Raw genomic sequence first — 24,935 nt, forward strand, 5'->3', positions numbered from 1 at the left:
CTTCGGCGGATCGCTGGCAAGCCAGCTCCCACAGGGACAGTGAGTAACCTGTGGGAGCTGGCTTGCCAGCGAAGGCGTCCAGGCAGACAACACAGATGCCTGCACTTACAATGCCCCCTGCCCCGCAGGAGACTCCAATGACGCGCACCGCCACCCCCCGCAAACCCCGCGCAGCCAGCCAGGCCCGGATCGACTCGATTCTCGATGCCGCCCGCACACTGCTGGCCGCCGAGGGCGTGGCCAGTCTGTCGATCTACAGCGTCGCCGAGCGCGCGGAGATCCCGCCCTCTTCCGTCTACCACTTTTTCGCCAGCGTCCCGGCCCTGCTCGAAGCGCTGACCGCCGACGTCCACGCTGCGTTCCGCGCCTGCTTGCAAGCGCCTATCGACCATCAAGCCCTCGGCGGCTGGCGCGATCTGTCGCGATTGGTGGAACAGCGCATGCTGGCGATCTACAGCGAAGACGCCGCCGCCCGCCAGTTGATCCTCGCCCAGCATGGCCTGACCGAAGTCACCCAGGCCGACCGCCAGCACGACATCGAACTGGGCGACCTGATGCACAAGCTGTTCGATCATCATTTCGAATTGCCGAAGTTGCCGAACGATGTCGATGTATTTGCCCTGGCCATGGAACTGGGCGACCGGGTATATGCGCGTTCGGTGCAGCAGCACGGGCAGATTACACCGCGCATGGCCGAGGAAGGGATGCGGGTGTTTGATGCGTATCTGGGGCTGTATCTGCCGCCTTACCTGCCAAAGCGTGCTGTTCCTGCCTGACTCTCTATTGGCTTGGCTGGCCTCTTCGCGAGCAGGCTCGCTCCCACATTTGATATGCATTCCCCTGTGGGAGCGAGCCTGCTCGCGAAGGCCGCACCGCCAACCTTACTGAATCACACACATAAAAAACCCCGAAGGGCTCAAACCCTTCGGGGTTGTCGTTTACGCACAGGCTTACAACTTGGCGATCGACACCTCGGTGGATTTCACGAACGCGATCACCTCGCTGCCCACTGCCAGTTCCAGCTCTTTCACCGAACGGGTGGTGATCACCGAGGTGACAATACCGGAAGCGGTTTGCACGTCGATTTCCGACAGCACGTCACCGAGGACGATTTCCTTGATGGAGCCTTTGAACTGGTTGCGTACGTTGATGGCCTTGATAGTCATGATGTTGATTCCTGTCGTTGGATAAAGCTTGAGTTATTGCGCCCACCGCAACTGCGTAGGCAAGGGTGAAACAGGTTCCGGCTCCGGCGGTTGGCCGGGCAGTGACAGCACGCGATTGAGCACTTCGGTTTCCAGCGCCGCCAGCCGATGGGAACCACGCACCCGAGGGCGCGGCAGTTCCACGTGCAGGTCGAGGCCGACTTCGCCGTCTTCGATCAGGATCACCCGATCGGCAATCGCCACCGCTTCACTGACGTCATGGGTGACCAGCAACACCGTGAAGCCATGCTGTTGCCAGAGCCGCTCGATCAGTTGCTGCATTTCGATCCGGGTCAGCGCATCCAGTGCGCCCAACGGTTCGTCGAGCAACAGCAGGCGCGGTTGATGAATCAATGCGCGAGCCAGGGCCACACGCTGCTTCTGCCCGCCCGACAACGCCGCCGGCCACTCGTTGGCGCGATCCGCCAGACCGACCGCTTCAAGTGCTTCCAGCGCTTGTGGACGCCAGTTGCCCTTGAGTCCGAGGCCGACGTTGTCGATGATCTTTTTCCACGGCAGCAGGCGTGCTTCCTGGAACATCAACCGGGTGTCTTCCCGGGCTTCACTCAACGGTGCGGAACCAGCCAGCAGCTCACCGCCCGTCGGCTGATCGAGACCCGCCAGCAAGCGCAGCAGCGTGCTTTTACCGCAGCCACTGCGACCGACCACCGCGACGAACTGACCGGCCGGAATGTGCAGGTCGATCTCGCGCAGCACCTGCCGCGAGCCGAAGGTTTTTTGCAACTTGCGCACTGCCAGCGGAATCCCGCGCAGCAGGCGTGGAGGTTGTTGAGCGGTCATGCGGCACCTCCCTTGACGACCTGATAGGCCGGATGCCAGCGCAGCCATACACGTTCAAGCCCGCGGGCCGCGAGGTCAGCGAGTTTGCCGAGCACCGCGTACAGCAGAATCGCCAGCACCACCACGTCGGTCTGCAAAAACTCACGGGCGTTCATTGCCAGATAACCGATGCCGGAACTGGCGGAAATGGTTTCGGCGACGATCAGCGTCAGCCACATAAAGCCCAGGGCGAAGCGCACGCCGACCAGAATCGAAGGCAGCGCGCCCGGCAGAATCACCTGGCGGAACAGACTGAAACCGGACAAGCCGTAGCTGCGGGACATCTCCACCAATGCCGGGTCGACGTTGCGGATGCCGTGATAGGTGTTGAGGTAGATCGGGAACAAGGTGCCCAGCGCCACCAGGAAAATCTTCGCCGACTCGTCGATGCCGAACCACAGGATCACCAGGGGAATCAGCGCCAGGTGCGGCACGTTACGGATCATCTGCACCGAACTGTCGAGCAGGCGTTCGCCCCATTTCGACAGACCGGTAATAAAGCCCAGGGTCAGGCCAATGCTGCCGCCAATGGCAAAGCCCAGCGCGGCACGCCAGCCGCTGATCGCCAGGTGCGTCCAGATTTCGCCGCTGCGCACCAGGCTTACACCGGCTTCGATCACGGCGATGGGCGCAGGCAGAATCCGCGTCGACAACCAACCCGCCGACACCGACAACTGCCACACCGCCAGCAGCAGTACCGGCAATGCCCAGGGCGCGAGACTGTGGATGATTTTCTTCATGGCGCGCCTCAGCTCTGGGACGCGGCTTTGGGAAGAATATCGTTGGCCACCATCTCACCGAACGGACTGACGTAACCGGCGCTTTTCGGCAATTCGGGACGTTCGATATCCAGGTGCGGAAACAACAACTCGGCAACATGGTATGACTCTTCCAGATGCGGATAACCGGAGAAGATGAAGGTGTCGATGCCCAAGTCCGCGTATTCCTTCACGCGGGCGGCCACGGTCGGGCCATCGCCCACCAGCGCCGTACCGGCACCGCCACGCACCAGACCGACACCGGCCCACAGGTTGGGGCTGACTTCCAGGTTGTCGCGACTGCCGCCGTGCAGCGCCGCCATACGTTGCTGGCCGACCGAATCGAAGCGCGCCAGTGAAGCCTGGGCACGAGCGATGGTGTCGTCGTCCAGGTGCGAGATCAGGCGATCCGCCGCTTGCCAGGCCTCGGCGTTGGTTTCACGTACGATCACATGCAGACGAATACCGAAGCGCACGGTGCGACCGAGTTTGGCGGCTTTGGCGCGCACCTGTTCGATCTTTTCGGCAACGGCTGCAGGCGGCTCGCCCCAGGTCAGGACCATTTCCACCTGCTCTGCCGCCAGGTCCTGCGCTGCTTCCGACGAGCCACCGAAATACAGCGGCGGACGCGGTTGCTGGATCGGTGGATAGAGCAGCTTGGCGCCTTTCACACTGATGTGCTGACCGTCGTAATCGACGGTTTCGCCTTCCAGTACCCGGCGCCAGATGCGGGTGAATTCCACCGAAGCCTGATAGCGCTCTTCGTGGCTGAGGAACAGGCCATCGCCGGCCAACTCTTCCGGGTCGCCGCCCGTGACCAGGTTGAACAATGCACGCCCACCGGACAAACGATCCAGCGTCGCCGCCTGACGCGCCGCCACCGTCGGGGAAATGATCCCGGGGCGCAGGGCGACGAGGAATTTCAGGCGCTGGGTCACCGGAATCAGCGACGCCGCCACCAGCCACGAGTCTTCGCAGGAACGGCCGGTCGGGATCAACACCCCGCCGAAACCCAGGCGATCCGCCGCTTGCGCGACTTGTTGCAGGTAACCGTGGTCGACGGCGCGAGCGCCTTCGGCGGTGCCAAGGTAATGGCCGTCGCCGTGGGTAGGCAGGAACCAGAAGATATTGAGGCTCATGGAGTGGTCTCCTTGGGGAATCGGTTTACTGGGCTTTTGCTACGGCCGCCGGTGGCGTCCAGATCACGTCTTTGATGCTCAGCGGCTTGGGAATCAGCTTGAGCTGGTAGAAGCTGTCGGCGATTTTCTGCTGGGCGGCGACCACTTCCGGGGTCAGGAACAGCGCGCCGTACCCTTGGCGTTTCACCGAAGTCAGGGTGATGTCTGCCGACAGGCCGAGCAGTGGCGAAACCTGTTGCGTCACGTCCTGCGGGTTGGCCTTGGACCACTCGCCGACGGCGCGCACTTCTTCCACCAGGGTCTTGATCACCTCGGGATTCTTTTGTGCATATGGCTTGGTCGCCAGGTAGAACTGGTGGTTGTCGACGATGCCCTGGCCATCGCGCAGAGTGCGCGCTTGCAGTTGTTGCTCGGCAGCCGCCTGGTACGGGTCCCAGATGACCCAGGCATCGACGCTGCCACGCTCGAACGCGGCGCGGGCGTCTGCCGGTGGCAGGAATACGGTCTGGATATCGGTGTATTTGAGGCCGGCGTCTTCCAGTGCGCGAACCAGCAGGTAGTGCACGTTGGAGCCTTTGTTGAGGACGACTTTCTTGCCTTTGAGCTCGGCCACCGATTTGATCGGCGAGTCCTTCGGCACCAGGATCGCCTCGCTGTGAGGGGCTGGCGGTTCGTAGGCGACGTAGAGCAAATCAGCGCCCGCCGCTTGAGCGAACACGGGCGGTGTTTCGCCGGTCACGCCGAAGTCGATGGAGCCGACGTTCAAGCCTTCGAGCAGTTGCGGGCCACCGGGGAATTCAGTCCATTGCACGTCCACGCCTTGGGCGGCGAGGCGTTTTTCCAGGGTGCCTTTGGCTTTGAGCAGCACCAGGGTGCCGTATTTCTGATAGCCGATTCTTAAGGTTTCAGCTTGGGCTTGTGTAATGGCGCCGAAGGTGACAGCCGCAGCAAACAGAGCGACCAGACCACGACGCAAAATGACAGGGCGCATGGCGCTCTCCTTTTTGCAGTTGGGTTTTGGCTGCACCTGCTTGCCCGTTGGCGGGCGAGTAAGGCCAGTACTTCAGTTTCGGATGAGACCTAAATGCTCCATCGAGCACTCAACAAACGGTCATTCAACAGGTTCGGATCGAGCGGCTTGGGCCGTCGCGCCATGGCGCTGAAAAACAACTCCAGCGATTCATTCAGTCTTTCTTCGAGCTCCGGCGCCAACTGCGCCTGGGCGCTGCCTTCGCCGTAAGCGATCTGGCTGTCGACCGCGAAAATTCCCTGGAGCAGTTCCTGGGCTTTCAGGGCCGACAACACCGGTTTGAGCGCGTAATCCACCGCCAGCATGTGGGCGATACTGCCCCCGGTGGCCATCGGCAGAACCACTTTGTGAGCCAGAGCGCGCTCGGGCAGCAGGTCCAGTACGGTTTTCAGCGCACCGGAGAACGAAGCCTTGTAAACCGGGGTGGCAATCAACAAGCCATCGGCGTTTTCAATCTGTTGCAACAGGTCGATCACCTTTGGGCTGTCGAAGTGTGCATGCAGCAAGTCTTCGGCCGGGAAGTCCCGTACCTGATAACTCACCACTTCCACACCCTGCCCTTGCAACCAACGCCGAGAGCGCTCCAGCAGCACCCCGGAACGGGAGCGTTGGCTGGGACTGCCACCGAGTGAGACAACCAGCATTCAGACGATTCCTTGAACGGTGTTAGCGATTCGCGGTTTGCGATCTCGCTTCGATGGAGTGACCTTAACAGGTGATTTATATATCCATAAATCATATTTATTCATTTGGTTATTCGTTTTTGAGATATGTAATTGCATTTATTCCAGGCAAAAAAACAGGCCGTCGAAACGGCCTGAAATCCCCTGCTTTATGGATTCGTTCAATCTGGTTTCTGCGGTGCCCAATCCACCGCTTTCGCGAGCAGACTCGCTCCCACAGTTGACCGCGTACCACTGTGGGAGCGAGCCTGCTCGCGAAAGCGGCATCCGCCACACCACAAATGAACGGGCTACCGATTCGGTTGCGGGGTCAGGCGCAGATACGGCTTAACGGCGCGATACCCCTTGGGAAAGCGCTGTTTGATTTCGTCTTCATCCTTGAGTGACGGCACGATCACCACCTCATCACCGTCCTGCCAGTTGGCCGGAGTGGCCACCTTGTAGTTGTCGGTGAGTTGCAGCGAGTCGATCACCCGCAGGATTTCATTGAAGTTGCGGCCCGTGCTTGCCGGGTAAGTGATGGTCAGCCGGACCTTTTTGTTCGGGTCGATCACGAACAGCGAGCGCACCGTGAGGGTGTCGTTGGCATTGGGATGGATCAGGTCGTAGAGGTCAGAGACCTTGCGGTCGGCGTCGTCGAGGATCGGAAAGTTGACGACGGTGTTTTGGGTTTCGTTGATGTCTTCGATCCACCGGTGGTGCGAATCCACTGGATCGACCGACAGCGCGATGGCCTTGACCCCACGCTTGGCGAATTCATCATTCAACCTGGCCGTGAAGCCGAGCTCAGTGGTGCACACCGGCGTGAAGTCCGCCGGATGGGAAAACAGCACGCCCCAGCTATCGCCCAGCCATTGGTGGAAACGGATGGTGCCGGCACTGGAATCCTGTTCGAAGTCGGGGGCAATGTCGCCCAGTCTGATGCTCATGGTGTCGCTCCTGGTGAGTGCTGTTGAGCTCAACTGTGCCTGGGTTTCTTATCTATTAAAAAGAATAAATATCAATTTATTTAGATCATAAAGAAATATTAAAGATCTGTTCACTGGACGCGATCACGCATCCCGCCGAACATCGCCGACAAGGTTCGAGAAGGCCTTGAGTTGCTGCAAAGAGGGGAATTTCAAGACGGGATTACGGGGGTGAGCCCGGCTTGAAAAACGAAAAAGCCCCGCCCGGCGTGATGCCGGGCGGGGCTTTTTTTTGCTTCGATGATTACAACAGCGGGATCGAGTAGCTGACGATCAGGCGGTTTTCGTCCTGGGAACGAGTGTTCGGCAGGTCGGTACGCCACATGGCGTTTTTCCACGTCACGCCGAGGTTTTTCAGGGCGCCCGACTGGACGACGTAACCCACGGTCAGGTCGCGTTCCCACTCGGACTTGTCACCGGCAACGTTATTGATGTTGTCGCCGTGCAGGTAAACCGCACCGGCGGTCAGGCCGGGTACGCCAAGCCTGGCGAAATCAAAGGAGTAGCGACCCTGCCAGGTGCGTTCGCCGGCACGACCGAACTTCTGGATCTGCGAGTCGGTAATGGTGTAGTTCGACGAACCGTCGCCCTGATTCAGCCAAGGGAAATCGCTGTCGCCAGTGCTGGCCTGATAACCACCACCAAAGGTGTGACCGGCAACGGAATACAGGAACAGGCCGCTGTACAGGTTGTTGTCGACCTTGCCCTTGGTCACGCCGCCGCCGTAATAACCGGTCGTGAAGAAGTTCTTGTCGTTACCATTGGCGCCGTCGCTGCGGCTGTTGAAGTAACGGAAGTCAGACTTCAGTACACCAGGGCCGATTGCCCAGTTGTGAACCAGACCCAGGAAGTGCTGCTTGTAGAACTCTTCCAGGTTGCCGTAGTAGTACTGGGCGGTCAGGTCTTTGGTGATTTTGTAGTCACCACCGGCGTAGATGAACTTGTTGCTGTCGCGCGCCGAAGCGGTACGGCCGTTGGCACCCGAGATCGACAACTGTTGGTTGTTGCTCGAGTTGCGACCTTTTACCTGTTCGATCTGACCACCGATCAGGGTCAGGTCCTTGATGTCGTTCGAGCTGATCTGGCCACCCTGCCAGGTTTGCGGCAGCAGACGACCGTCGTTGGTCACGATCACCGGCAGTTTCGGCTGCAGGGTGCCCAGCTTCAGTTCGGTCTGGGAAACCTTGGCTTTGGCAGTCAGGCCCAGGCTGGAAAAGTTATCAACCGCTTCGCCGTTGGATTTGCTTGGGAAAACAGTGCCGCCATAAGAGTTGCTTGTTGCACCGTTGGTGCCGCCACCCGAGTCCAGCTTCACGCCCAACAGGCCAATGGCATCAACCCCGAAGCCGACTGTGCCCTGGGTGTAACCGGAGATGAAACGCAGATCGAAGCCTTGGCCCCATTCTTCGTTTTTGTTCGGACCGGCGCCGTCACGGTAGTCGGTGTTGATGTAGAAGTTACGCAGCCCCAAAGTAGCCTTGCTGTCTTCAATGAAACCGGCGGCGCTCGCCTGCTGCGCCAAAACCCCTACGGCCACAGCCAGGGCCAGGGTGGACTTGTTCATGTGTTTCACTCCTATCGTTTCTAATTCTGATGTTGCCGGTCCTGGGTCGAATGCCCGGATCCTTGAGTTTCGGGATCAGCGCCAGGTCGTGCCCACGGTCGATCCTGAGATGCCGTGTCAGCGCTGCCTGCCCCCCTTTTTTTGGGCCGCGCAGAATACCTGTTCATAAAGCTAAAAAGAATCAGTTAATTCTTATTTATATCGTAATGGAATATGGATCTGCGGCAGTCACCCAGCCGGGACAGAGGTACCGGCTGAAAGCCCATGCCTGAAGTTGTTCATCATCGGAAGCTAAACGTGAAGCGGGTCGTGCGGGGGCCTGATGGCGTCAGGTGGGGCTACTGTAGGTGTTTGCGGACAAATCTAAAAAGAATAAAAAATAATCACGTGCAACTTTTATGGAATATAAAAAGCAAGCCGAAAAAAAGCCTCGTCCGCAGACGAGGCTCTTTCCGCTACTGCTTACATGAAGCTGTAGGTGTAGTTGAAGATCAGACGGGTCTGGTCCTGGTCAGCAGTGCTGGTGTTGCCACCATAAGTACCGTGACGCAGTGTGGTACCAAAGCCTTTGAGTGGGCCTGTTTGAATCACGTAATCCACACGTGCATCGGTCTCGTGTTCATTCAGGTCTGGACCATTACCGCTGGTAGCCTTGATGTCTCGGCCATCCAGGTAAGCAATCGAAGCTTTCAGACCTGGCACGCCCAGTGAGGCGAAGTCATAGGAATACTGACCGTAAGTGGTGTTTTCACCGGCACGGATAAAGCTACCAACCGTGGCATCGGTGAAGGAGTAGAAGCTGGAACCGCCGGCACCTTCTTGACGACCCTGGCTATCGATAAGGCTGCCCTGGTTCAGGAACACGAAGCCGCCGTCGTCGTTGACACGCTGATGGCCGAGCAAGAACGCACTACCGCCCAGGGTGTAGGTGAACGTGGCGCTCCAGGTCTTGTTATCAACCTCGCCCGGGGTCTTGGCGAAACCACCGTTGTTGTTGAATTGGTAGCCAGCCGTGCCGTTGCCGTTCTTGCCGTCGGAGCTGCTGTCGAAATAACGAATATCGGTCTTGAACGACTGATTCGGCGCGATCGGGTAGACGTGCACCAGACCGAGGAAGTTCTGTTTGTAGAAGTCTTCCAGGTTCGCGTAGTAGTACTGCAGCAACAGGTCTTTGGTGACCTTCCAGTCAGCACCGGCGTAACGGAACTGGTTGCTGTCCTGAGTAGCGCCATTCACAGACAGGCCAGTGGAGTTCGACGAGGCGCGACCCTGCGCGTGCTCCAGCTGACCCAGGTTGAAGGTCACGTTGTCGATTTCCTTCGAGGTGATGGTGCCACCGTCAAAGGTTTGTGGCAGCAAACGGCTGTCGTTCGCGATCAGGATCGGCATGTTGGGTTGCAGGGCGCCACCCAGGTGGGCCTCGGTCTTCGAGAAGCGTGCCTTCACGTTGGCTGCTGCACGGCTCCACTCGTCGGCAGACGCATTGCCATCGCTAGGGAAGAATGAGTTGGCGTTACCAGTTGGGTGATGGCCCTTGCCGCCGTCCAAGTGGATGCCGACCAGTGCCTGGGCGTCGATACCAAAACCAACGGTACCCTGGGTGAAACCGGACAGGTAGTCGAACTTGAGACCTTCAGCGGTTTCGCGCTGCCTGTTTCTAGCATTACTAGGAGCGGTACTACTAGGAGCTTCACGCACATCGGCGTCGTAATACATGGTGCGCGAACTAACGGAAGCCTTGCTGTCTTCGATGAAACCCGCGGCGCCTGCCTGCTGCGCCATAACCCCTACAGCCACGGCCAGTGCCAACGTGGACTTGTTCATTGTTTTAAGCTCCTCTCGTCTCTAATTCTTGTGTTCCTGGTCCGGAATCGATGTCCCAGATCCTAAGATGCGCGATTAGCGCCAGAGCGTGACCCACAAGTCAATCGTAACCATGTGTGTCTACGACCATAGTCTAATCCCCGGTTTTTTGGTCCCTGCAGGGTCATGAGTTCGTCATAAACCTGAAAAGAATGCATGAATCCTTTTCTCATACCCTTTAGGAATTTAGCTCACCCCCTCAGAGTAGAGCACCCGGCTCATAAGCTAATTCCTAAAAGGTATTTATTAGGCGTTTTTTAGATCGATTAGGTTTGGAAGCAATTCCGTAACAATTCCAATCGAAGAGGCCAACGCCATGCCGACCAAACGCGCACTATCCAGCCCATTTGTTACAGTTTGTGTATCGCTCGCAATATCTTTTTCCGCTCACGCGGCGAACCTCACTGTCGGCTACCAGACGGGTATCGACCCCAGCAAAGTGCCCCAGGCGGATGGCCTCTACGAAAAAACCATCGGCGAAAAAATCGACTGGCGACGCTTCAATAGCGGCCCGGAAGTGGTAACGGCCATTGCGTCGGGTGATGTGCAAATCGGCAACCTCGGCTCCAGCCCGTTGGCGGCGGCCGCTTCGCGCAACCTGCCGATTGTTGCGTTCATCGTGTCTGCGCAGATCAACGCGGCCGAGGCGTTGGTGGTGCGCAATGGCAGCGGTATCGAGAAACCGCAAGATCTGATCGGCAAGACCATCGCCACGCCGTTCGTATCCACCTCTCACTACAGCCTGCTCGGGGCGCTCAAGCACTGGGGACTGGACGCCTCGAAAGTCAAAGTGGTGAACCTTCAGCCTGCGGAAATCGCCGCCGCCTGGAAGCGTGGGGACATTGATGGCGCGTTCGTCTGGTCGCCCGCACTGGGGGAAATTCGCAAGACTGGCAAGACCTTGACCGATGCGGCACAGGTCGGCCAGTGGGGCGCGCCGACGTTCGAGGTCTGGGTGGCGCGCAAGGATTACGCCGAGAAGCACCCGGACGTGGTGGCGAAATTCGCCAAGGTCACCCTGGACTCGTTCGCCGACTATGCAGCGCATAAAGACAGCTGGACCGCGGATTCCGTACCGGTACAGAAAATCGCCAAATTGACCGGTGCCAATGCCGCTGATGTGCCGGAGTTGCTGGCCGGCTCCGCGTTTCCCGACGCAAAGGCGCAACAGACCCGCGCGCTGCTGGACGGCGGTACGGCCAAGGCAATAGGCGAGACGGCGAAGTTCTTGAAGGAGCAAGGGAAGGTTGAAACGGTACTGCCGGATTACTCGCCGTATGTCAGTGCGAAATTCGTCACCGAGTAACCCCACCGACCTGTAGGAGCCGGCAAGCCGGCTCCTACAAGGATCAGAGGGCTTTTTCGAAGATCTTCGAATTACGCTGATAGTTGTACAGCGACGCCCGCGCCGATGGCAGGCGCTCGACGCTGCTCGGAGCAAATCCACGCTCGCGGAACCAATGAGCCGTGCGGGTCGTGAGGACGAAGAGGGTTTTCAACCCCTGAGCCCGGGCGCGGGTTTCGATGCGTTCCAACAGTTCATCGCCGCGACCGCCATGACGGTACTCCGGGTTCACCGCCAGGCACGCCAGCTCCCCGGCATCCGAATCGGCAATCTGATACAGCGCCGCGCAGGCGATGATCATGCCTTCGCGCTCGACCACGCTGAACTGCTCGATCTCACGCTCCAGCACCTCGCGGGAACGCCGCACCAGAATCCCCTGCTCCTCCAGTGGGCTGATCAAGTCCAGCAGTCCACCGACGTCTTCGATGGCCGCTTCGCGCACCACTTCGAATTGCTCCTGGGCCACCAGGGTACCGCCACCGTCGCGGGTGAAGAGCTCGGTCAGCAGTGCGCCATCCTCGGCGTAGCTGACGATGTGGCTGCGGGCCACGCCGCCACGGCAGGCTTCGGCCGCGGCATCCAGCAGCTCGGCCTGGTAATTGCTGCCCAGACGCTGCAAATGCGCCGGCACCTGTTGCGGACGCAGTTCGCGAACCAGGCGTCCGTGCTCATCGATCAAGCCAAGGTCAGCACCGAACAGCAGCAGCTTGTCCGCCCCCAGGTCGATGGCCGCGCGAGTGGCGACGTCTTCACAGGCAAGGTTGAAGATTTCACCGGTCGGCGAGTAGCCCAACGGCGACAGCAGCACGATGGAGCGCTCGTCCAGCAGGCGATTGATGCCCTTGCGGTCGACCCGGCGCACTTCGCCGGTGTGGTGATAGTCGACACCTTCAAGCACGCCGATCGGCCGTGCGGTCACCAGATTGCCGCTGGCCACCCGCAGGCGCGAGCCCTGCATGGGCGATGAGGCCATATCCATCGACAGCCGCGCTTCGATGGCGATGCGCAGCTGGCCGACGGCATCGATCACGCACTCCAGGGTCGCCGCATCGGTGATGCGCATGCCGTGGTGGTAATGCGGGGTCAGGCCGCGGGCGGCGAGGCGCGCTTCGATTTGCGGGCGGGAGCCATGAACCAGCACCAGTCGCACGCCCAGGCTGTGCAACAGCACCAGGTCGTGGACGATATTGCCGAAGTTGGGGTGCTCGACGCCGTCGCCGGGGAGCATGACGACAAAGGTGCAATCGCGGTGGGCGTTGATGTAAGGCGAAGCGTGACGAAGCCAATTGACGTATTCGGGCATGAACCTGGGCCTGTAATAAATAGCAGCCGAAAAAAGGGCGAAACAGAAAACGCACAGCGGGCTGGTGGTTATCGTCGGAACAGGCTTGGCGACACGCGCGCTCTCCTCATGAATACGGGTTGGGACACTGGCAATTTATAAGTTCTGTCGGCCAAAACACAAACTCCTGTGGGAGCGAGCCTGCTCGCGAAGGCGATGGGACAGGCAACATTGATGTTGACTGTAACGGCCTCATCGCGAGCAGGCTCGCTCCCACATGGATTGCGTTCAACCGGGCACCGATGTTTGGGCCGGTGTCAGGCAGTAATGTTCAATCAACTGACGTAATAGATGCACCGTAGGCTGCAAACGTGACATTTCGAGGAACTCCCCCGGTTGGTGAGCGCAGGCGATATCGCCAGGGCCGAGCACCAGCGTTTCGCAGCCAAGGCGCTGAAGATAAGGCGCTTCGGTGCCGAACGCCACTGCTTCGGCGCGATGGCCGGTGAGCTTTTCAGCGATTCGCACCAGTTCCGCATCCTCCGCCTCTTCGAACGGCGGCACTGCGGGGAATAGCGGCGCGTAATCGATCTTGACCTGATGCCGCTCGGCAACCGGCTTGAGCCTTTGCAAAATCTCGGCACGCAGGACCTTGGGGTCCATGCCCGGCAGGGGCCGCAGGTCGAATTCCAGCGAACATTGGCCACAGATGCGATTCGGGTTGTCGCCACCATGGATGCAGCCCAAATTCAGGGTCGGGGTCGGTACGCTGAATTGCGGATTGCGAAACTCACGCTGCCACAGCAAGCGCAGGCCGCGCAGTTCGCCGATGGCATCGTGCATGGCTTCCAGGGCACTGTGACCCAGGCGCGGGTCCGATGAGTGACCGCTCTGCCCAAGGATATCGATGCGCTCCATCATGATGCCCTTGTGCATGCGAATCGGCTTGAGGCCGGTCGGCTCGCCGATCACCGCTGCCCGTCCCAACGGCCGGCCCGCTTCAGCCAGCGCCCGGGCACCGGACATCGAACTTTCTTCATCGCACGTGGCGAGGATCAGCAGCGGCTGTTTGAACGGCTGATCGAGCAGCGGTATGACCGCTTCGATGGCGAGGGCGAAGAAACTCTTCATGTCGCAAACGCCCAGGCCGATCCAGCGGCCGTCAATCTCGGTGAGCTTCAGCGGATCGGTCTGCCACAGCGCGCCATCGAACGGCACGGTGTCGCTATGCCCGGCCAGCACCAAACCGCCGGGGCCGGAGCCATAACTGGCCAGCAAATTGAATTTGCCGGGGCTGACCTGCTGGATGTCGCAGACAAACCCCAGGTCGCCGAGCCACGCGGCCAGCAGGTCGATCACCGGACGATTGGATTGATCGAGGCTCGCCTGGGTGCAACTGACGGACGGTGCAGCGATCAGTGCAGCGAACTGATCTTTCATGGACGGCAAAGGCATCGCTGACTCCAACTCCCGAATTGAAGTCCATCATAGAGCCATCCAATGACAGGAATAAACCGTTGCGGCGCGCTGCTTGGTTCACTGCTGTACACTGCACGACCTTGGCAGCCACATATTCCCCCGGCTGCGCTCCCGATCCTGGATTTTCCGGCCATGCAGAAAGAAACCGAAATCAAACTCCGCGTCAGCCGCGAAACCCTCGCTGCCCTGCGCGAGCACCCATTACTGAAAAAACGCAACAAAAGTGGCTGGGAACGCCGTGAGTTGATGAACCAATACTTCGACACCCCCGAGCGCGACTTGGCCCGCGCCAAGGTGGCCCTGCGCCTGCGCAAGGATGGTGAAGACGTGATTCAGACCCTCAAGACCCGTGGCCACAGCGTCGCCGGCTTGTCCGAGCGCAACGAATACGACTGGAACCTGCCCAAAGCCAAGCTCGACCTGAAGAAACTCGACGGCGAATGCTGGCCCGAGGAACTGGCCGAACTGGACAAGAAAACCCTGAAGCCGATCTTCACCACCGACTTTGTGCGCGAGCGCGCGGAAATCGCCTGGGGTCGCGGCAAGACCAAAGTGGTCATCGAAGCCGCGCTGGATCTTGGCCACGTGGTCGTCGGCAAGCAAAAAGAAGAAATCTGCGAGCTGGAACTGGAGCTGCGCGAAGGCGAACCGGCCGCACTGCTGGAACTGGCCGCCGAACTTGCCGCGACCCTGGCCCTGATGCCGTGCGACATCAGCAAGGCCGAGCGCGGCTATCGCCTGTACGACGCCCACAGCTACTCGTTGAGCCTGCCGGCACCGCAACTCACCGCCGAAACCCCGCTGGACGACGCCTTCGCCGCGCTGTGCTGGCACCTGCTGGGCAGCAGCCAGCGTCTGGCCGAGCAGTATCGCTTCAACGGCCACTGGCGCCTGCTGCAAGACTGGGTGGAAAACCTGGCCGAACTGCGTGCACTGGTCAGCAGCCTCGGCCAGGCCGCGCCGCGTCAATCGACCCACGACCTGCGTGCCGCGCTGGATGCCTTGCTCGAAGACTGGCGTCCACTGGTCCAGGCCGGCATGGACGATGAGGACGTGCGCAAAGCCGCGCCGGAACAGTTCCTTGAAGAACTCGAGGACCCGCGTTGGGGCCTGTTCTCGCTGAACACTTCGCGCTGGTTGCTGGCCCGCACCTGGACCGCCGACCGCAATACCCGCGGCAATCGCCAGGGCGCTGCACAACTGGGTAGCTGGTTGCCGCGGCTGTTGGGCGAAGAAGCCAACTCGCTGCAATTGCAGCGCTATCAGCAACAACCGGAAGACCTGGCCGAGCAACTGCCGCGTATCGAACGCATCCAGTCCTGGCTGCACCACGCGCGCAACGTGCTGGAAATCCCGGAAATGGATCGCCTGTACGGCGAACTGAACAAACTGGCGCAACTGGCTAACGAGCCGATCACCGACGAAGCCCTGGATGCGCGCAAGCAGCAGGCGATCGCGGTGTATCAGAATCGCGCCTGGAAGACATTGCTGCGCCTGTAATACCGCCTTCGCGAGCAAGCTTTGCTCCCACAGTACCGGTGTCGAGCCCAAATCTGGCGGTCGACACCGGTACTGTGGGAGCAAAGCTTGCTCGCGATGGGGCCAGCCAATTCACCGCAATGCTTCAAACCGGCAAACTGGTCGTGGACTTGATCTCCGACAACGCCACCACCGAATTGACCTCCTGAATCCCCGGCACCATCGACAGCTTCTCGAAGAAGAAGCGTTCATAGGCCTCGATGTCCGCCGCGACGATCCGCAGCATGAAATCCACCGCGCCCATCAGCACGTAACACTCCAGTACTTCGGGGAAACCGCGAATGGCCTCGGTGAATTCCGTGAAGTTCGAACGCCCGTGGGCGTTGAGTTTGACCTGCGCAAAAATCTGCGTGTTCAGGCCGATTTTCTTGCGATCGAGCAGGGTCACCTGGGCACGAATGATCCCCTCCTCCTTCATCCGCTGAATCCGTCGCCAGCAGGGCGATTGCGACAGCCCCACCTGTTCGGCGATCTGCGCACTGGAGAGCGAAGCGTCCTCCTGCAGCAACGCCAGGATCTTGCGGTCATAGCCATCCAGTTCGCTTTGCATAAAAAAACCCGTAACAGATAACTCGATGAATTGAATGATTCGAAAGTACAGCCATTCAGCCCATCATAGATAAGAAATGCCGGGCACCGAATGTAAAACTTTCTCCAGTGATTTTGGAGAACGACCATGCCGCACCTTCAAGCCGTGAACACCCGCGCCGATGTCTGGAACGTCAACAACAGCCATTGCCGCGTCCAGTACCAGCTACTGGCCGAAGCCGAGCCCGATTTGCTGTGCCGCGCGCTGAACTTGTTCGCCTTGCAATTCCTGACGCCGGAGCAGGTGCACGTACAGCGCCAGGACGATTTGCTGGCCATCGAGATTGTCATCGACGGATTGAGCTGGCATCGCGCCCAGGTGATTGCGGAAAAACTTCGTAACCTGATCAGCGTCTGCTCGGTTGATCTGCAAGGCGCTGACCCGGCCTGGGTGGAAGCCGCCCAGGCGGCTGGCTGAAAAAATCCGATACGGCTTCGTCGGGTAGTGGCCCAACGGTCTATGGCGCCACGACTATCCTTTTGCGCACTGTTGTTCAAAAGGAGCCCGCATGTCCGTTCAACTCGCCATTCAGGACCGCTGGCTGGATCTCAATGATGTCTTGCGTGAGCTGGTCACCCAAGGCTTCATCAGCCAGGACTCGGCTGAACACGCGCTCAATGCCCGTCGCCGTCACGCCGCCCATGGCCAGATGCACCCCCTGGAGTTCATCGCCAGCCAACAGCTGGATGACCTCAGTCGCCCCGGCAAACACCTCGACCTGGAAAACCTGACCCTGTGGCTGTCCCAGCAGGCGGGCCAGCCTTACCTGCGTATCGATCCGCTGAAAATCAACGTCGCGGCCGTGACACCGCTGATGTCCTACGCCTTTGCCCAGCGCCACAAGATTCTCGCGGTATCCATCGACCGTGACGCGGTGACAGTCGCGAGCGCCCAGCCCTACGTCAACGGCTGGGAAGCCGACCTGACCCACGTGCTGAAGCTGCCGATCAAGCGCGTGGTGGCCAACCCGGTGGACATCCAGCGCTTCAGCGTGGAGTTTTTCCGCCTGGCCAAATCGGTCACCGGGGCGAACAACGCTGATCAGCAGATCAATACCCTGGGCAACTTCGAACAGTTGCTCAATCTCGGCGCCAGCGATCAGGAGCCGGATGCCAACGACGCGCATATCGTCAACATCGTCGACTGGCTGTTCCAGTACGCCTTCCAGCAGCGTGCCAGCGATATCCACATCGAACCCCGGCGCGAACAGGGCACGGTGCGCTTTCGCATCGACGGCGTGTTGCACAACGTCTACCAATTCCCGCCACAGGTGACCATGGCCATCGTCAGTCGCCTGAAAAGCCTGGGGCGGATGAACATCGCGGAGAAACGCAAACCCCAGGACGGCCGGGTGAAAACCAAAACCCCGGACGGCGGCGAAGTCGAGTTGCGGCTATCGACCCTGCCGACTGCCTTCGGCGAAAAAATGGTCATGCGGATCTTCGATCCGGAGGTGCTGCTCAAGGACTTCGATCAGCTCGGGTTTTCCGCCGACGACCTGCGGCGCTGGCAGGACATGACCCGTCAGCCCAATGGCATCATCCTGGTCACCGGGCCGACCGGCTCCGGCAAAACCACCACGCTGTACACCACCCTCAAGAAACTGGCGACGCCCGAGGTCAACCTCTGCACCATCGAAGACCCGATCGAAATGGTCGAGCCGGCGTTCAACCAGATGCAGGTCCAGCACAATATCGACCTGACCTTCGCTTCCGGGGTGCGCGCGCTGATGCGGCAGGACCCGGACATCATCATGATCGGCGAGATCCGCGACCTGGAAACCGCCGAAATGGCGATCCAGGCGGCCCTCACCGGCCACCTGGTGCTGTCGACGCTGCACACCAATGACGCGCCGAGCGCCATCAGTCGCCTGCTGGAGCTCGGCGTGCCGCATTACCTGATCAAGGCCACCGTGCTCGGGGTCATGGCCCAGCGACTGGTGCGGACCTTGTGCCCGCACTGCAAGGCCCCGCAAACCCTCGGTGAAGAAGACTGGCAAACCCTGACCCGGCCCTGGCAGGCACCGCTGCCCACCAACGCCCAACGCGCCATCGGCTGCCTGGAGTGCCGCGACACCGGCTATCACGGTCGCGCCGGGGTGTACGAAATCATGCAACTGACCGAAGGCGTGAAAGCACTGATCAATCCCGACACCGACTTGCCGGCGGTGCGGCGTCAGGCGTTCAAGGAGGGCATGCGCAGCCTTCGATTGTCAGGGGCGCAGAAAGTGGCGGCCGGTTTGACCACGGTCGAGGAGGTGTTGCGCGTGACACCGCAGAGCGAGCAGAAGTAGATGCGGCCGGATGGAACTCGGTCAGGGGCAGACAATCCAACGGCGTAGTTAAAACAGTGGAGTCACCCATCATGCGTTTCAAAGTTGCTGTCGCTACCATCGCCCTGTTGTCCCTGCCGGTCGGTTCGGCGATGGCCGATAGCTTTTGGCGTAACGTCATTTCCTCCGGTGCCACCACCGGTTCGACTTACCTGACGTTCAAGGATAACAAGCTGATCGTCGCTGCCCAGGACGATGCCGGCAGCTTCGTCGCCAGTGACGGCGGCATCCGCGGCCCGTACCTGGAAGCCGCGATGCAGAAAGTCCGCGCCGACAACCCGGGCCTGCAAGCCACGGACATGGAGTTGGCGAACGCGATTCTGGCGAAGAACGCCGTGGCTTCGGAATAATCCTCCCGTCCAAACAAAAAATGCCACTCAACTGAGTGGCATTTTTTATTGCCTCACCTATATCCCCCTGTGGGAGCGAGCCTGCTCGCGAATGCGGTTTAACATTCAACGGATTTGTCGACTGACATACCGCTTTCGCGAGCAGGCTCGCTCCCACAGGGGTCCAGTGTCGTCCGGGAGATCAGCGGTACTCATCCAGCGGCACACACGCGCAAAACAGATTGCGGTCCCCATACACATTGTCCACCCGGTTCACCGCCGGCCAGTATTTATGGGCCTTGGTGTGAGCATCCGGGGTCACGCCCTGTTCGATGCTATAGGGCCGTTCCCAAATCCCGGTGATATCGGCCAAGGTATGCGGCGCCCGTTTCAACGGGTTGTCCTCGGCCGGCCAGTTGCCGTTCTGCACCTCGGTAATCTCCGCGCGAATACTCAGCATCGCGCCGATGAAGCGGTCCAGCTCCGCCTTGGATTCACTTTCAGTGGGTTCGACCATCAGCGTTCCCGGCACGGGAAACGACATGGTCGGCGCATGGAAGCCATAGTCCATCAGGCGCTTGGCCACGTCTTCCTCGCTGATGCCGGTCAATGTCTTGAGCGGTCGCAAATCGAGAATGCATTCATGGGCCACCCGCTCGTTGCGCCCGGTGTACAGCACCGGGAACGCCCCGGACAGGTGCCGCGCCAGGTAATTCGCCGCCAGGATCGCCACTTCACTGGCGTCGGCCAGTTGTGGGCCCATCATGGCAATGTACATCCAGCTGATCGGCAGGATGCTCGCGCTGCCCCACGGTGCTGCGCTGACGGCACCGTTCTGCGCCAGCGGCCCGTCGATCGGCACCACCGGATGATTGGCCACGAATGGTGCCAGGTGTGCGCGCACGCCAATCGGCCCCATGCCCGGCCCGCCACCGCCATGGGGAATGCAGAAGGTTTTGTGCAGGTTCATATGGGACACGTCGGCGCCGATGTCCGCCGGCCGCGCCAACCCGACTTGGGCATTGAGGTTGGCGCCGTCCATGTACACCTGGCCGCCATGGCTGTGGATCACTTCGCAGATTTCACTGATGCCTTCCTCGTACACACCGTGGGTCGAGGGATAGGTCGCCATCAGGCAAGCGAGTTTGTCGCCGGCCTGGGCGGCTTTCTCTTTCAGATCCTCCAGATCGACGTTACCGGCTTCGTCGCACTCGACAATCACCACGCGCATCCCGGCCATCTGTGCCGACGCCGGGTTGGTGCCGTGGGCCGACGACGGAATCAGGCAGATATCCCGCCCACCCTGCTGGCGGCTCTCGTGGTATTTGCGGATCGCCAGCAGCCCCGCGTACTCGCCCTGGGCACCGGAGTTTGCCTGCATGCAGATCGCATCGAAACCGGTGATCGCGCAGAGCCAGCGCTCCAGTTCTTCGATCATCAGCGCATAACCGACTGCCTGCTCCTTCGGTGCGAACGGATGCAGGTTGGCGAACTGCGGCCAGGTGATCGGGATCATTTCGCTGGTAGCGTTGAGTTTCATGGTGCACGAACCCAACGGGATCATCGACTGATTGAGCGCCAGATCCTTGTTTTCCAACTGCTTGAGGTAACGCAGCATCTCGGTTTCGCTGTGGTGGGCGCTGAATACCGGATGGCGCAGGTAGGGGGAGGTTCTCTGCAACTGACTCGGGATGCTGGAAACCAGCGCCTCGGCATCCAGCTCATCGACATTGAGCCCATGATCGGCGCCGAGGAACACATCGAACAGTTTGGCCACCGTCGATTCGTCACAGGTCTCGTCAAGGCTCAGGCCCACTCGTCCGCGCCCCAGAATGCGCAAGTTGATCTGCGCCGCCTGGGCGCTTTCGATGATCGCCGTCTGGGTGCCACCGACGTCCAGGGTCAGGGTGTCGAAAAAATGCTGGTTGAGCCGCGTGATGCCCTTGCGCTCAAGGCCCGCGGCGAGGATGCACGTCAGCCTGTGCACGCGCTGGGCAATGCGCTTGAGCCCTTCCGGGCCGTGGTAGACCGCATAGAAACTGGCGATGTTGGCCAGCAGCACTTGCGCGGTACAGATGTTCGAGTTGGCCTTTTCACGGCGAATATGTTGCTCGCGGGTTTGCAGGGCCATGCGCAGCGCGACGTTGCCACGGGCATCTTTCGACACTCCGATGATCCTTCCGGGAATCGCCCGTTTGTATTCATCGCGGCTGGCAAAAAACGCCGCGTGCGGCCCGCCGTACCCCATGGGCACGCCGAAGCGCTGGGAAGAGCCGAACACCACATCGGCGCCCAACTCCCCCGGCGGCGTCAACAGCAGCAGGCTCAGCAGGTCGGCGGCGACACACGCCAGCGCTTGCTGGGCATGCAGGTGATCGATCAACGGACGCAAGTCGCGGATTTCGCCGTGGGTGTCGGGATACTGCAGCAGCGCGCCGAACACCTGGTGCTGCTTCAAGTTATCCACAGCGTCGATGATCAACTCGAAACCGAAGCCTTCGGCACGGGTCTGCACCACGGAAATGGTCTGGGGATGACAGCTCTGATCGACAAAAAACAGATTACTTTTCGACTTGGCCACCCGTTTGGCCAGGGCCATGGCTTCCGCCGCCGCGGTGGCTTCGTCCAGCAAAGAGGCATTGGCCAGTTCCAATCCGGTCAGATCGATGGTCAGTTGCTGGAAATTCAACAGCGCTTCGAGCCGCCCCTGGGCGATTTCCGGTTGATAGGGCGTGTAGGCGGTGTACCAGCCCGGGTTTTCCAACACATTGCGCAGGATGACAGCCGGCGTGAGGGTGCCGTGATAGCCCATGCCGATCAGGCTGGTCCAGACCTGGTTCTGTTCGGCGTAGCCGCGCAACTTGGCCAATGCGGCCTCTTCGTCGAGGGCCGGCGGCAGATCCAGCGCCCGGTTCAGGCGAATGCCCGGCGGTACCGTCTGTTCGATCAGCTCGACCCGGCTACCGAGGCCGAGGCTGTCGAGCATTGCCTGCTGCTCGGCGGCATCGGGCCCGAGGTGGCGGCGAAGAAAGGCATTGGGGTCGCGTAACTGGCTCAGGGACGGCAACTGGGACATGACGGGCTCTCTCTTGGCTGGCGCTCAACGTCGATGTAACACGGTCAAACCAGCATAGCAGCCGGTGCCGATACGGATGACGTGGCGCCGCCGGGCAATCCGGATCATCATGCTCGTCGTCTACCTAATGTCCGCTGATCGGGTGCCTGTATTTATGAGCCAACTGCCTTTCCTGCCTTTTTCCAAACCCACCATCGATGAATCCACCATTGCCGCTGTCGGCGATGTGCTGCGCTCCGGCTGGATCACCAGCGGCCCCAAGGTTCAGGCCTTCGAAGCACAACTCTCGGAGTTTTTTGGCGGTCGCCCGGTGCGCACGTTCAATTCCGGCACCTGCACCATGGAAATCGCCTTGCGCATCGCCGGCATCGGGCCGGGTGACGAAGTGATCACCACACCGATTTCCTGGGTGGCCACTGCCAACGTCATTCTGGAAGTCGGCGCCACACCGGTGTTTGCCGACATCGACCCAGTGACCCGCAATATCGACCTGGCGCAACTCGAAGCGGCCATCACCCCGCGTACCAAAGCCATCATCCCGGTGTTTCTGGCCGGGCTGCCCGTGGACATGACACGCCTGTATGCCCTGGCACAGAAGCACGGTCTGCGGATTGTGGAAGATGCGGCCCAGGCGCTGGGTTCAAGCTGGAACGGTCAGCGCATTGGCTCGACCGGCGATTTCGTGTCCTTCAGTTTCCAGGCAAACAAGAACGTCACCTCATCGGAGGGCGGCTGCCTGGTATTGAACAATGCCGAAGAAGTCAGGTTGGCGGAAAAATACCGACTGCAAGGCGTCACCCGCAGCGGCTTCGATGGCCTGGACGTCGATGTGCTGGGCGGCAAGTTCAACATGACCGATGTCGCAGCGGCCATTGGCCTGGGGCAATTTGCCCATATCGAAGCGATCACCGCTCATCGGCGTGAATTGGCCAAGCACTACTTCAGCTGCTTTGGCGAGGATTTCGAAACACAGTACGGGGCGCAACTGCCCCCGGCGGATTTCGAGAACAGCAACTGGCATTTGTTCCAGCTTGTATTGCCAGAGCGCCATGATGGCAAACCGGCGCGTGCGACCTTCATGGAGCAGATGCAGGCATTGGGTGTGGGCATTGGCTATCACTACCCGCCGATTCACCTGCTGAGTCTTTACCGCGAGCGCGGTTTCAAGGAGGGCATGTTCCCGGTCGCCGAGCGGGTCGGTCGGCTGATTGTCTCGTTGCCGATGTTCACGGCGATGAGCAAAGCGGATGTCGAGCGTTCGGTGGCAGCCGTCAAAGCCGTTCTAAAGCCATAAAACCTGTGGGAGCGAGCCGGCTCCGGGCGGCTCGCTCCCACATGGATTTTCACAAGGCGAGCATTACTCGCCGATGGCGGCCTTGTAACCCGCTGCATCAAGCAGCTTGTCCAGGTCAGCCGTATTGCTTGGCTTGAGTTTGAAAATCCACGCACCGTACGGGTCGGAGTTCAGCAGTTCCGGGGTTGCGCTCAGCTCTTCGTTGATTGCGACCACTTCACCGGCCACCGGGGAATAGATGTCGGAAGCGGCCTTGACCGACTCCACCACACCGGATTGATCACCGGCAGCGAAGACGTTTCCGACTTCCGTCAGTTCGACGAACACCACGTCACCCAGCGCTTCCTGCGCGTGATCGCTGATGCCCACGGTGACGGTGCCATCGGCTTCCAGGCGAGCCCATTCGTGACTTTCGGCAAAACGCAGGTCGGCAGGGATATCGCTCATGTTCTGTGTCCTCAGGAAAATTGTCAGCGGTCATTGCCGCCAGAAAAGGTTAGATCAAGGTTTTGCCATGGCGTACGAAGGTCGGTTTGACCACTCGGACCGGGTACCACTTGCCACGGATTTCCACTTCCGCGCGGTCGGCCGTTGCCATCGGCACGCGCGCCAGTGCAATCGACTTGCTAAGCGTAGGAGAGAAACTACCACTGGTGATCTCCCCTTCGCCAACATCGGCGATACGGACCACTTGATGAGCACGCAAAACCCCGCGTTCCTCAAGGACCAGACCGACCAGTTTTTGCTGTACGCCCCCGCTGCGCTCGGCCTCCAGCGCCGTGCGCCCGATGAACTGGCGAGTGGCCGGTTGCCAGGCAATGCTCCAGGCCATGTTGGAGGCCAGCGGTGAAACGTCTTGATTGATGTCCCGGCCGTAGAGGTTCATGCCGGCTTCGACCCGCAAAGTGTCCCGTGCGCCGAGACCAATGGGAGAAATACCCGCACCCACCAGATCGTTGAAGAACCCAGGCGCCTGATCGGCCGGCAGGATGATTTCCAGGCCGTCTTCACCGGTATAGCCGGTGCGCGCGATGAACCAGTCGCCGTCGGGCTGGCCTTCGAAGGGTTTGAGCAGTTGGATCAGATTGCCCCGGGACTGATTGACCAGCTCGGCCACTTTCTGCCGGGCGTGGGGGCCCTGGATGGCCAACATGGCCAGTTCGGAACGCTCGCTGAGCTGCACATCGAAACCGTCGAGATGAGCCTGCATCCATGCGAGATCCTGATCACGGGTGGAAGCGTTGACCACCAGACGATAACCGTCGTCCAGGCGGTAGACGATCATGTCGTCGACGATGCCACCGCGCTCGTTGAGCATGGTGCTGTACAAGGCGCGACCAGAACTGTGCAGGCGATCGACGTCATTGGCCAACAAGTGCTGTAGCCAAGTCTTGGCCTGGGGGCCGTCGACATCGATCACGGTCATGTGGGATACATCGAAAACACCGCAATCGCGGCGCACCTCATGGTGCTCCTCGACCTGCGATCCATAATGCAGGGGCATATCCCAACCGCCAAAATCGACCATCTTCGCGCCGAGGGCGAGATGAAGGTCATACAGAGGCGTACGCTGTCCCATGGGTTTCTCCTTCCGGGCGTGGCGAAGGTGCGGGCGAGAAA

At 60.2% G+C, this 24,935-nt stretch carries 22 protein-coding genes; 7 read left to right on the forward strand and 15 right to left on the reverse strand.

Annotated elements, in window-relative coordinates; genetic code table 11:
* The first annotated feature begins 137 nt into the window (after positions 1-137).
* Positions 138-776 carry a TetR/AcrR family transcriptional regulator gene (locus BJ917_RS19915; RefSeq protein WP_096514329.1) on the forward strand — a complete coding sequence of 213 codons (639 nt, stop codon included), beginning with the start codon at positions 138-140 and terminating at the stop codon, positions 774-776.
* Positions 777-950: 174 nt separating this feature from the next.
* On the opposite strand, the gene BJ917_RS19920 is transcribed toward BJ917_RS19915, so the two are convergent.
* From BJ917_RS19920 to BJ917_RS19960, 9 genes are all read right to left on the reverse strand, one after another.
* A complete protein-coding gene (locus tag BJ917_RS19920; protein WP_007967989.1) occupies positions 951-1,166 on the reverse strand; it encodes a molybdopterin-binding protein in 216 nt (71 codons plus the stop codon).
* Between the two features lie 33 nt (positions 1,167-1,199).
* Positions 1,200-2,006: an aliphatic sulfonates ABC transporter ATP-binding protein gene (gene ssuB / locus BJ917_RS19925; RefSeq protein WP_096514328.1), complete on the reverse strand. Its 807-nt coding sequence runs from the start codon at positions 2,004-2,006 to the stop codon at positions 1,200-1,202.
* Positions 2,003-2,785 carry an aliphatic sulfonate ABC transporter permease SsuC gene (gene ssuC / locus BJ917_RS19930; protein WP_046045148.1) on the reverse strand — a complete coding sequence of 261 codons (783 nt, stop codon included), beginning with the start codon at positions 2,783-2,785 and terminating at the stop codon, positions 2,003-2,005. Before ssuC ends, ssuB begins: the two co-directional genes overlap by 4 nt.
* Positions 2,786-2,793: 8 nt before the next feature.
* Positions 2,794-3,942: an FMNH2-dependent alkanesulfonate monooxygenase gene (gene ssuD / locus BJ917_RS19935; RefSeq protein ID WP_121104216.1), complete on the reverse strand. Its 1,149-nt coding sequence runs from the start codon at positions 3,940-3,942 to the stop codon at positions 2,794-2,796.
* 25 nt (positions 3,943-3,967) lie between these two features.
* Positions 3,968-4,933, reverse strand: a complete 966-nt coding sequence (locus tag BJ917_RS19940) for a sulfonate ABC transporter substrate-binding protein (RefSeq protein ID WP_121104218.1) — start codon at positions 4,931-4,933, stop codon at positions 3,968-3,970.
* Positions 4,934-5,022: 89 nt separating this feature from the next.
* Positions 5,023-5,616, reverse strand: coding sequence for an NADPH-dependent FMN reductase (gene ssuE, locus BJ917_RS19945; protein ID WP_096514325.1), 594 nt, complete (start codon positions 5,614-5,616; stop codon positions 5,023-5,025).
* A gap of 329 nt (positions 5,617-5,945) precedes the next feature.
* Positions 5,946-6,584, reverse strand: coding sequence for a peroxiredoxin (locus tag BJ917_RS19950; protein WP_121104220.1), 639 nt, complete (start codon positions 6,582-6,584; stop codon positions 5,946-5,948).
* A gap of 283 nt (positions 6,585-6,867) precedes the next feature.
* The gene (locus BJ917_RS19955) at positions 6,868-8,187 is read right to left on the reverse strand and encodes an OprD family porin (protein ID WP_096514323.1); all 1,320 of its coding nucleotides are present in this window, start codon (positions 8,185-8,187) and stop codon (positions 6,868-6,870) included.
* 462 nt (positions 8,188-8,649) lie between these two features.
* A complete protein-coding gene (locus BJ917_RS19960; protein ID WP_121104222.1) occupies positions 8,650-10,011 on the reverse strand; it encodes an OprD family outer membrane porin in 1,362 nt (453 codons plus the stop codon).
* 355 nt (positions 10,012-10,366) lie between these two features.
* Here BJ917_RS19960 and tauA point away from each other — a divergent pair, with 355 nt between their 5' ends.
* Positions 10,367-11,356, forward strand: coding sequence for a taurine ABC transporter substrate-binding protein (gene tauA / locus BJ917_RS19970; protein WP_096514321.1), 990 nt, complete (start codon positions 10,367-10,369; stop codon positions 11,354-11,356).
* A gap of 43 nt (positions 11,357-11,399) precedes the next feature.
* Here the strand turns inward: tauA and argA are convergent, their stop codons facing one another.
* Both argA and argE read right to left on the reverse strand, forming a co-directional pair.
* Positions 11,400-12,698 (reverse strand): amino-acid N-acetyltransferase, encoded by a 1,299-nt coding sequence (gene argA, locus BJ917_RS19975; RefSeq protein WP_096514320.1) that lies wholly within the window; start codon positions 12,696-12,698, stop codon positions 11,400-11,402.
* A 267-nt stretch (positions 12,699-12,965) separates the two neighbouring features.
* Positions 12,966-14,132, reverse strand: coding sequence for an acetylornithine deacetylase (gene argE / locus BJ917_RS19980; protein WP_096514319.1), 1,167 nt, complete (start codon positions 14,130-14,132; stop codon positions 12,966-12,968).
* 156 nt (positions 14,133-14,288) lie between these two features.
* Here argE and BJ917_RS19985 point away from each other — a divergent pair, with 156 nt between their 5' ends.
* A complete protein-coding gene (locus BJ917_RS19985; RefSeq protein ID WP_096514318.1) occupies positions 14,289-15,656 on the forward strand; it encodes an inorganic triphosphatase in 1,368 nt (455 codons plus the stop codon).
* A gap of 124 nt (positions 15,657-15,780) precedes the next feature.
* Here the strand turns inward: BJ917_RS19985 and BJ917_RS19990 are convergent, their stop codons facing one another.
* On the reverse strand, positions 15,781-16,245 hold the full coding sequence (locus tag BJ917_RS19990) for an Lrp/AsnC family transcriptional regulator (RefSeq protein WP_096514317.1): 465 nt from the start codon (positions 16,243-16,245) through the stop codon (positions 15,781-15,783).
* A 126-nt stretch (positions 16,246-16,371) separates the two neighbouring features.
* Here BJ917_RS19990 and BJ917_RS19995 point away from each other — a divergent pair, with 126 nt between their 5' ends.
* The 3 genes from BJ917_RS19995 to BJ917_RS20005 all read left to right on the forward strand — a co-directional run bounded on the left by BJ917_RS19995 (position 16,372) and on the right by BJ917_RS20005 (position 18,966).
* Positions 16,372-16,701, forward strand: a complete 330-nt coding sequence (locus BJ917_RS19995) for a hypothetical protein (RefSeq protein ID WP_121104224.1) — start codon at positions 16,372-16,374, stop codon at positions 16,699-16,701.
* Between the two features lie 91 nt (positions 16,702-16,792).
* Positions 16,793-18,577 (forward strand): GspE/PulE family protein, encoded by a 1,785-nt coding sequence (locus tag BJ917_RS20000; RefSeq protein ID WP_121104226.1) that lies wholly within the window; start codon positions 16,793-16,795, stop codon positions 18,575-18,577.
* Positions 18,578-18,648: 71 nt separating this feature from the next.
* Positions 18,649-18,966, forward strand: a complete 318-nt coding sequence (locus BJ917_RS20005) for a DUF2388 domain-containing protein (RefSeq protein WP_096514314.1) — start codon at positions 18,649-18,651, stop codon at positions 18,964-18,966.
* Positions 18,967-19,147: 181 nt separating this feature from the next.
* Here BJ917_RS20005 and gcvP read toward each other — a convergent pair whose 3' ends face one another.
* The gene (gene gcvP / locus BJ917_RS20010; RefSeq protein ID WP_121104228.1) at positions 19,148-22,021 is read right to left on the reverse strand and encodes an aminomethyl-transferring glycine dehydrogenase; all 2,874 of its coding nucleotides are present in this window, start codon (positions 22,019-22,021) and stop codon (positions 19,148-19,150) included.
* Positions 22,022-22,175: 154 nt separating this feature from the next.
* On the opposite strand from gcvP, the gene BJ917_RS20015 reads away from it, so the two are divergent.
* Positions 22,176-23,315 (forward strand): DegT/DnrJ/EryC1/StrS aminotransferase family protein, encoded by a 1,140-nt coding sequence (locus BJ917_RS20015; RefSeq protein ID WP_096514312.1) that lies wholly within the window; start codon positions 22,176-22,178, stop codon positions 23,313-23,315.
* Positions 23,316-23,378: 63 nt separating this feature from the next.
* Here the strand turns inward: BJ917_RS20015 and gcvH are convergent, their stop codons facing one another.
* Positions 23,379-23,762: a glycine cleavage system protein GcvH gene (gene gcvH, locus BJ917_RS20020; protein ID WP_096514311.1), complete on the reverse strand. Its 384-nt coding sequence runs from the start codon at positions 23,760-23,762 to the stop codon at positions 23,379-23,381.
* A gap of 49 nt (positions 23,763-23,811) precedes the next feature.
* Complete coding sequence (gene gcvT, locus BJ917_RS20025; protein WP_121104230.1) at positions 23,812-24,894, reverse strand: glycine cleavage system aminomethyltransferase GcvT; 1,083 nt, start codon at positions 24,892-24,894, stop codon at positions 23,812-23,814.
* Between the last annotated feature and the right edge of the window lie 41 nt (positions 24,895-24,935).

The sequence above is a fragment of the Pseudomonas sp. WPR_5_2 genome, from assembly GCF_003634475.1.
GTDB lineage: Bacteria > Pseudomonadota > Gammaproteobacteria > Pseudomonadales > Pseudomonadaceae > Aquipseudomonas > Aquipseudomonas izuensis.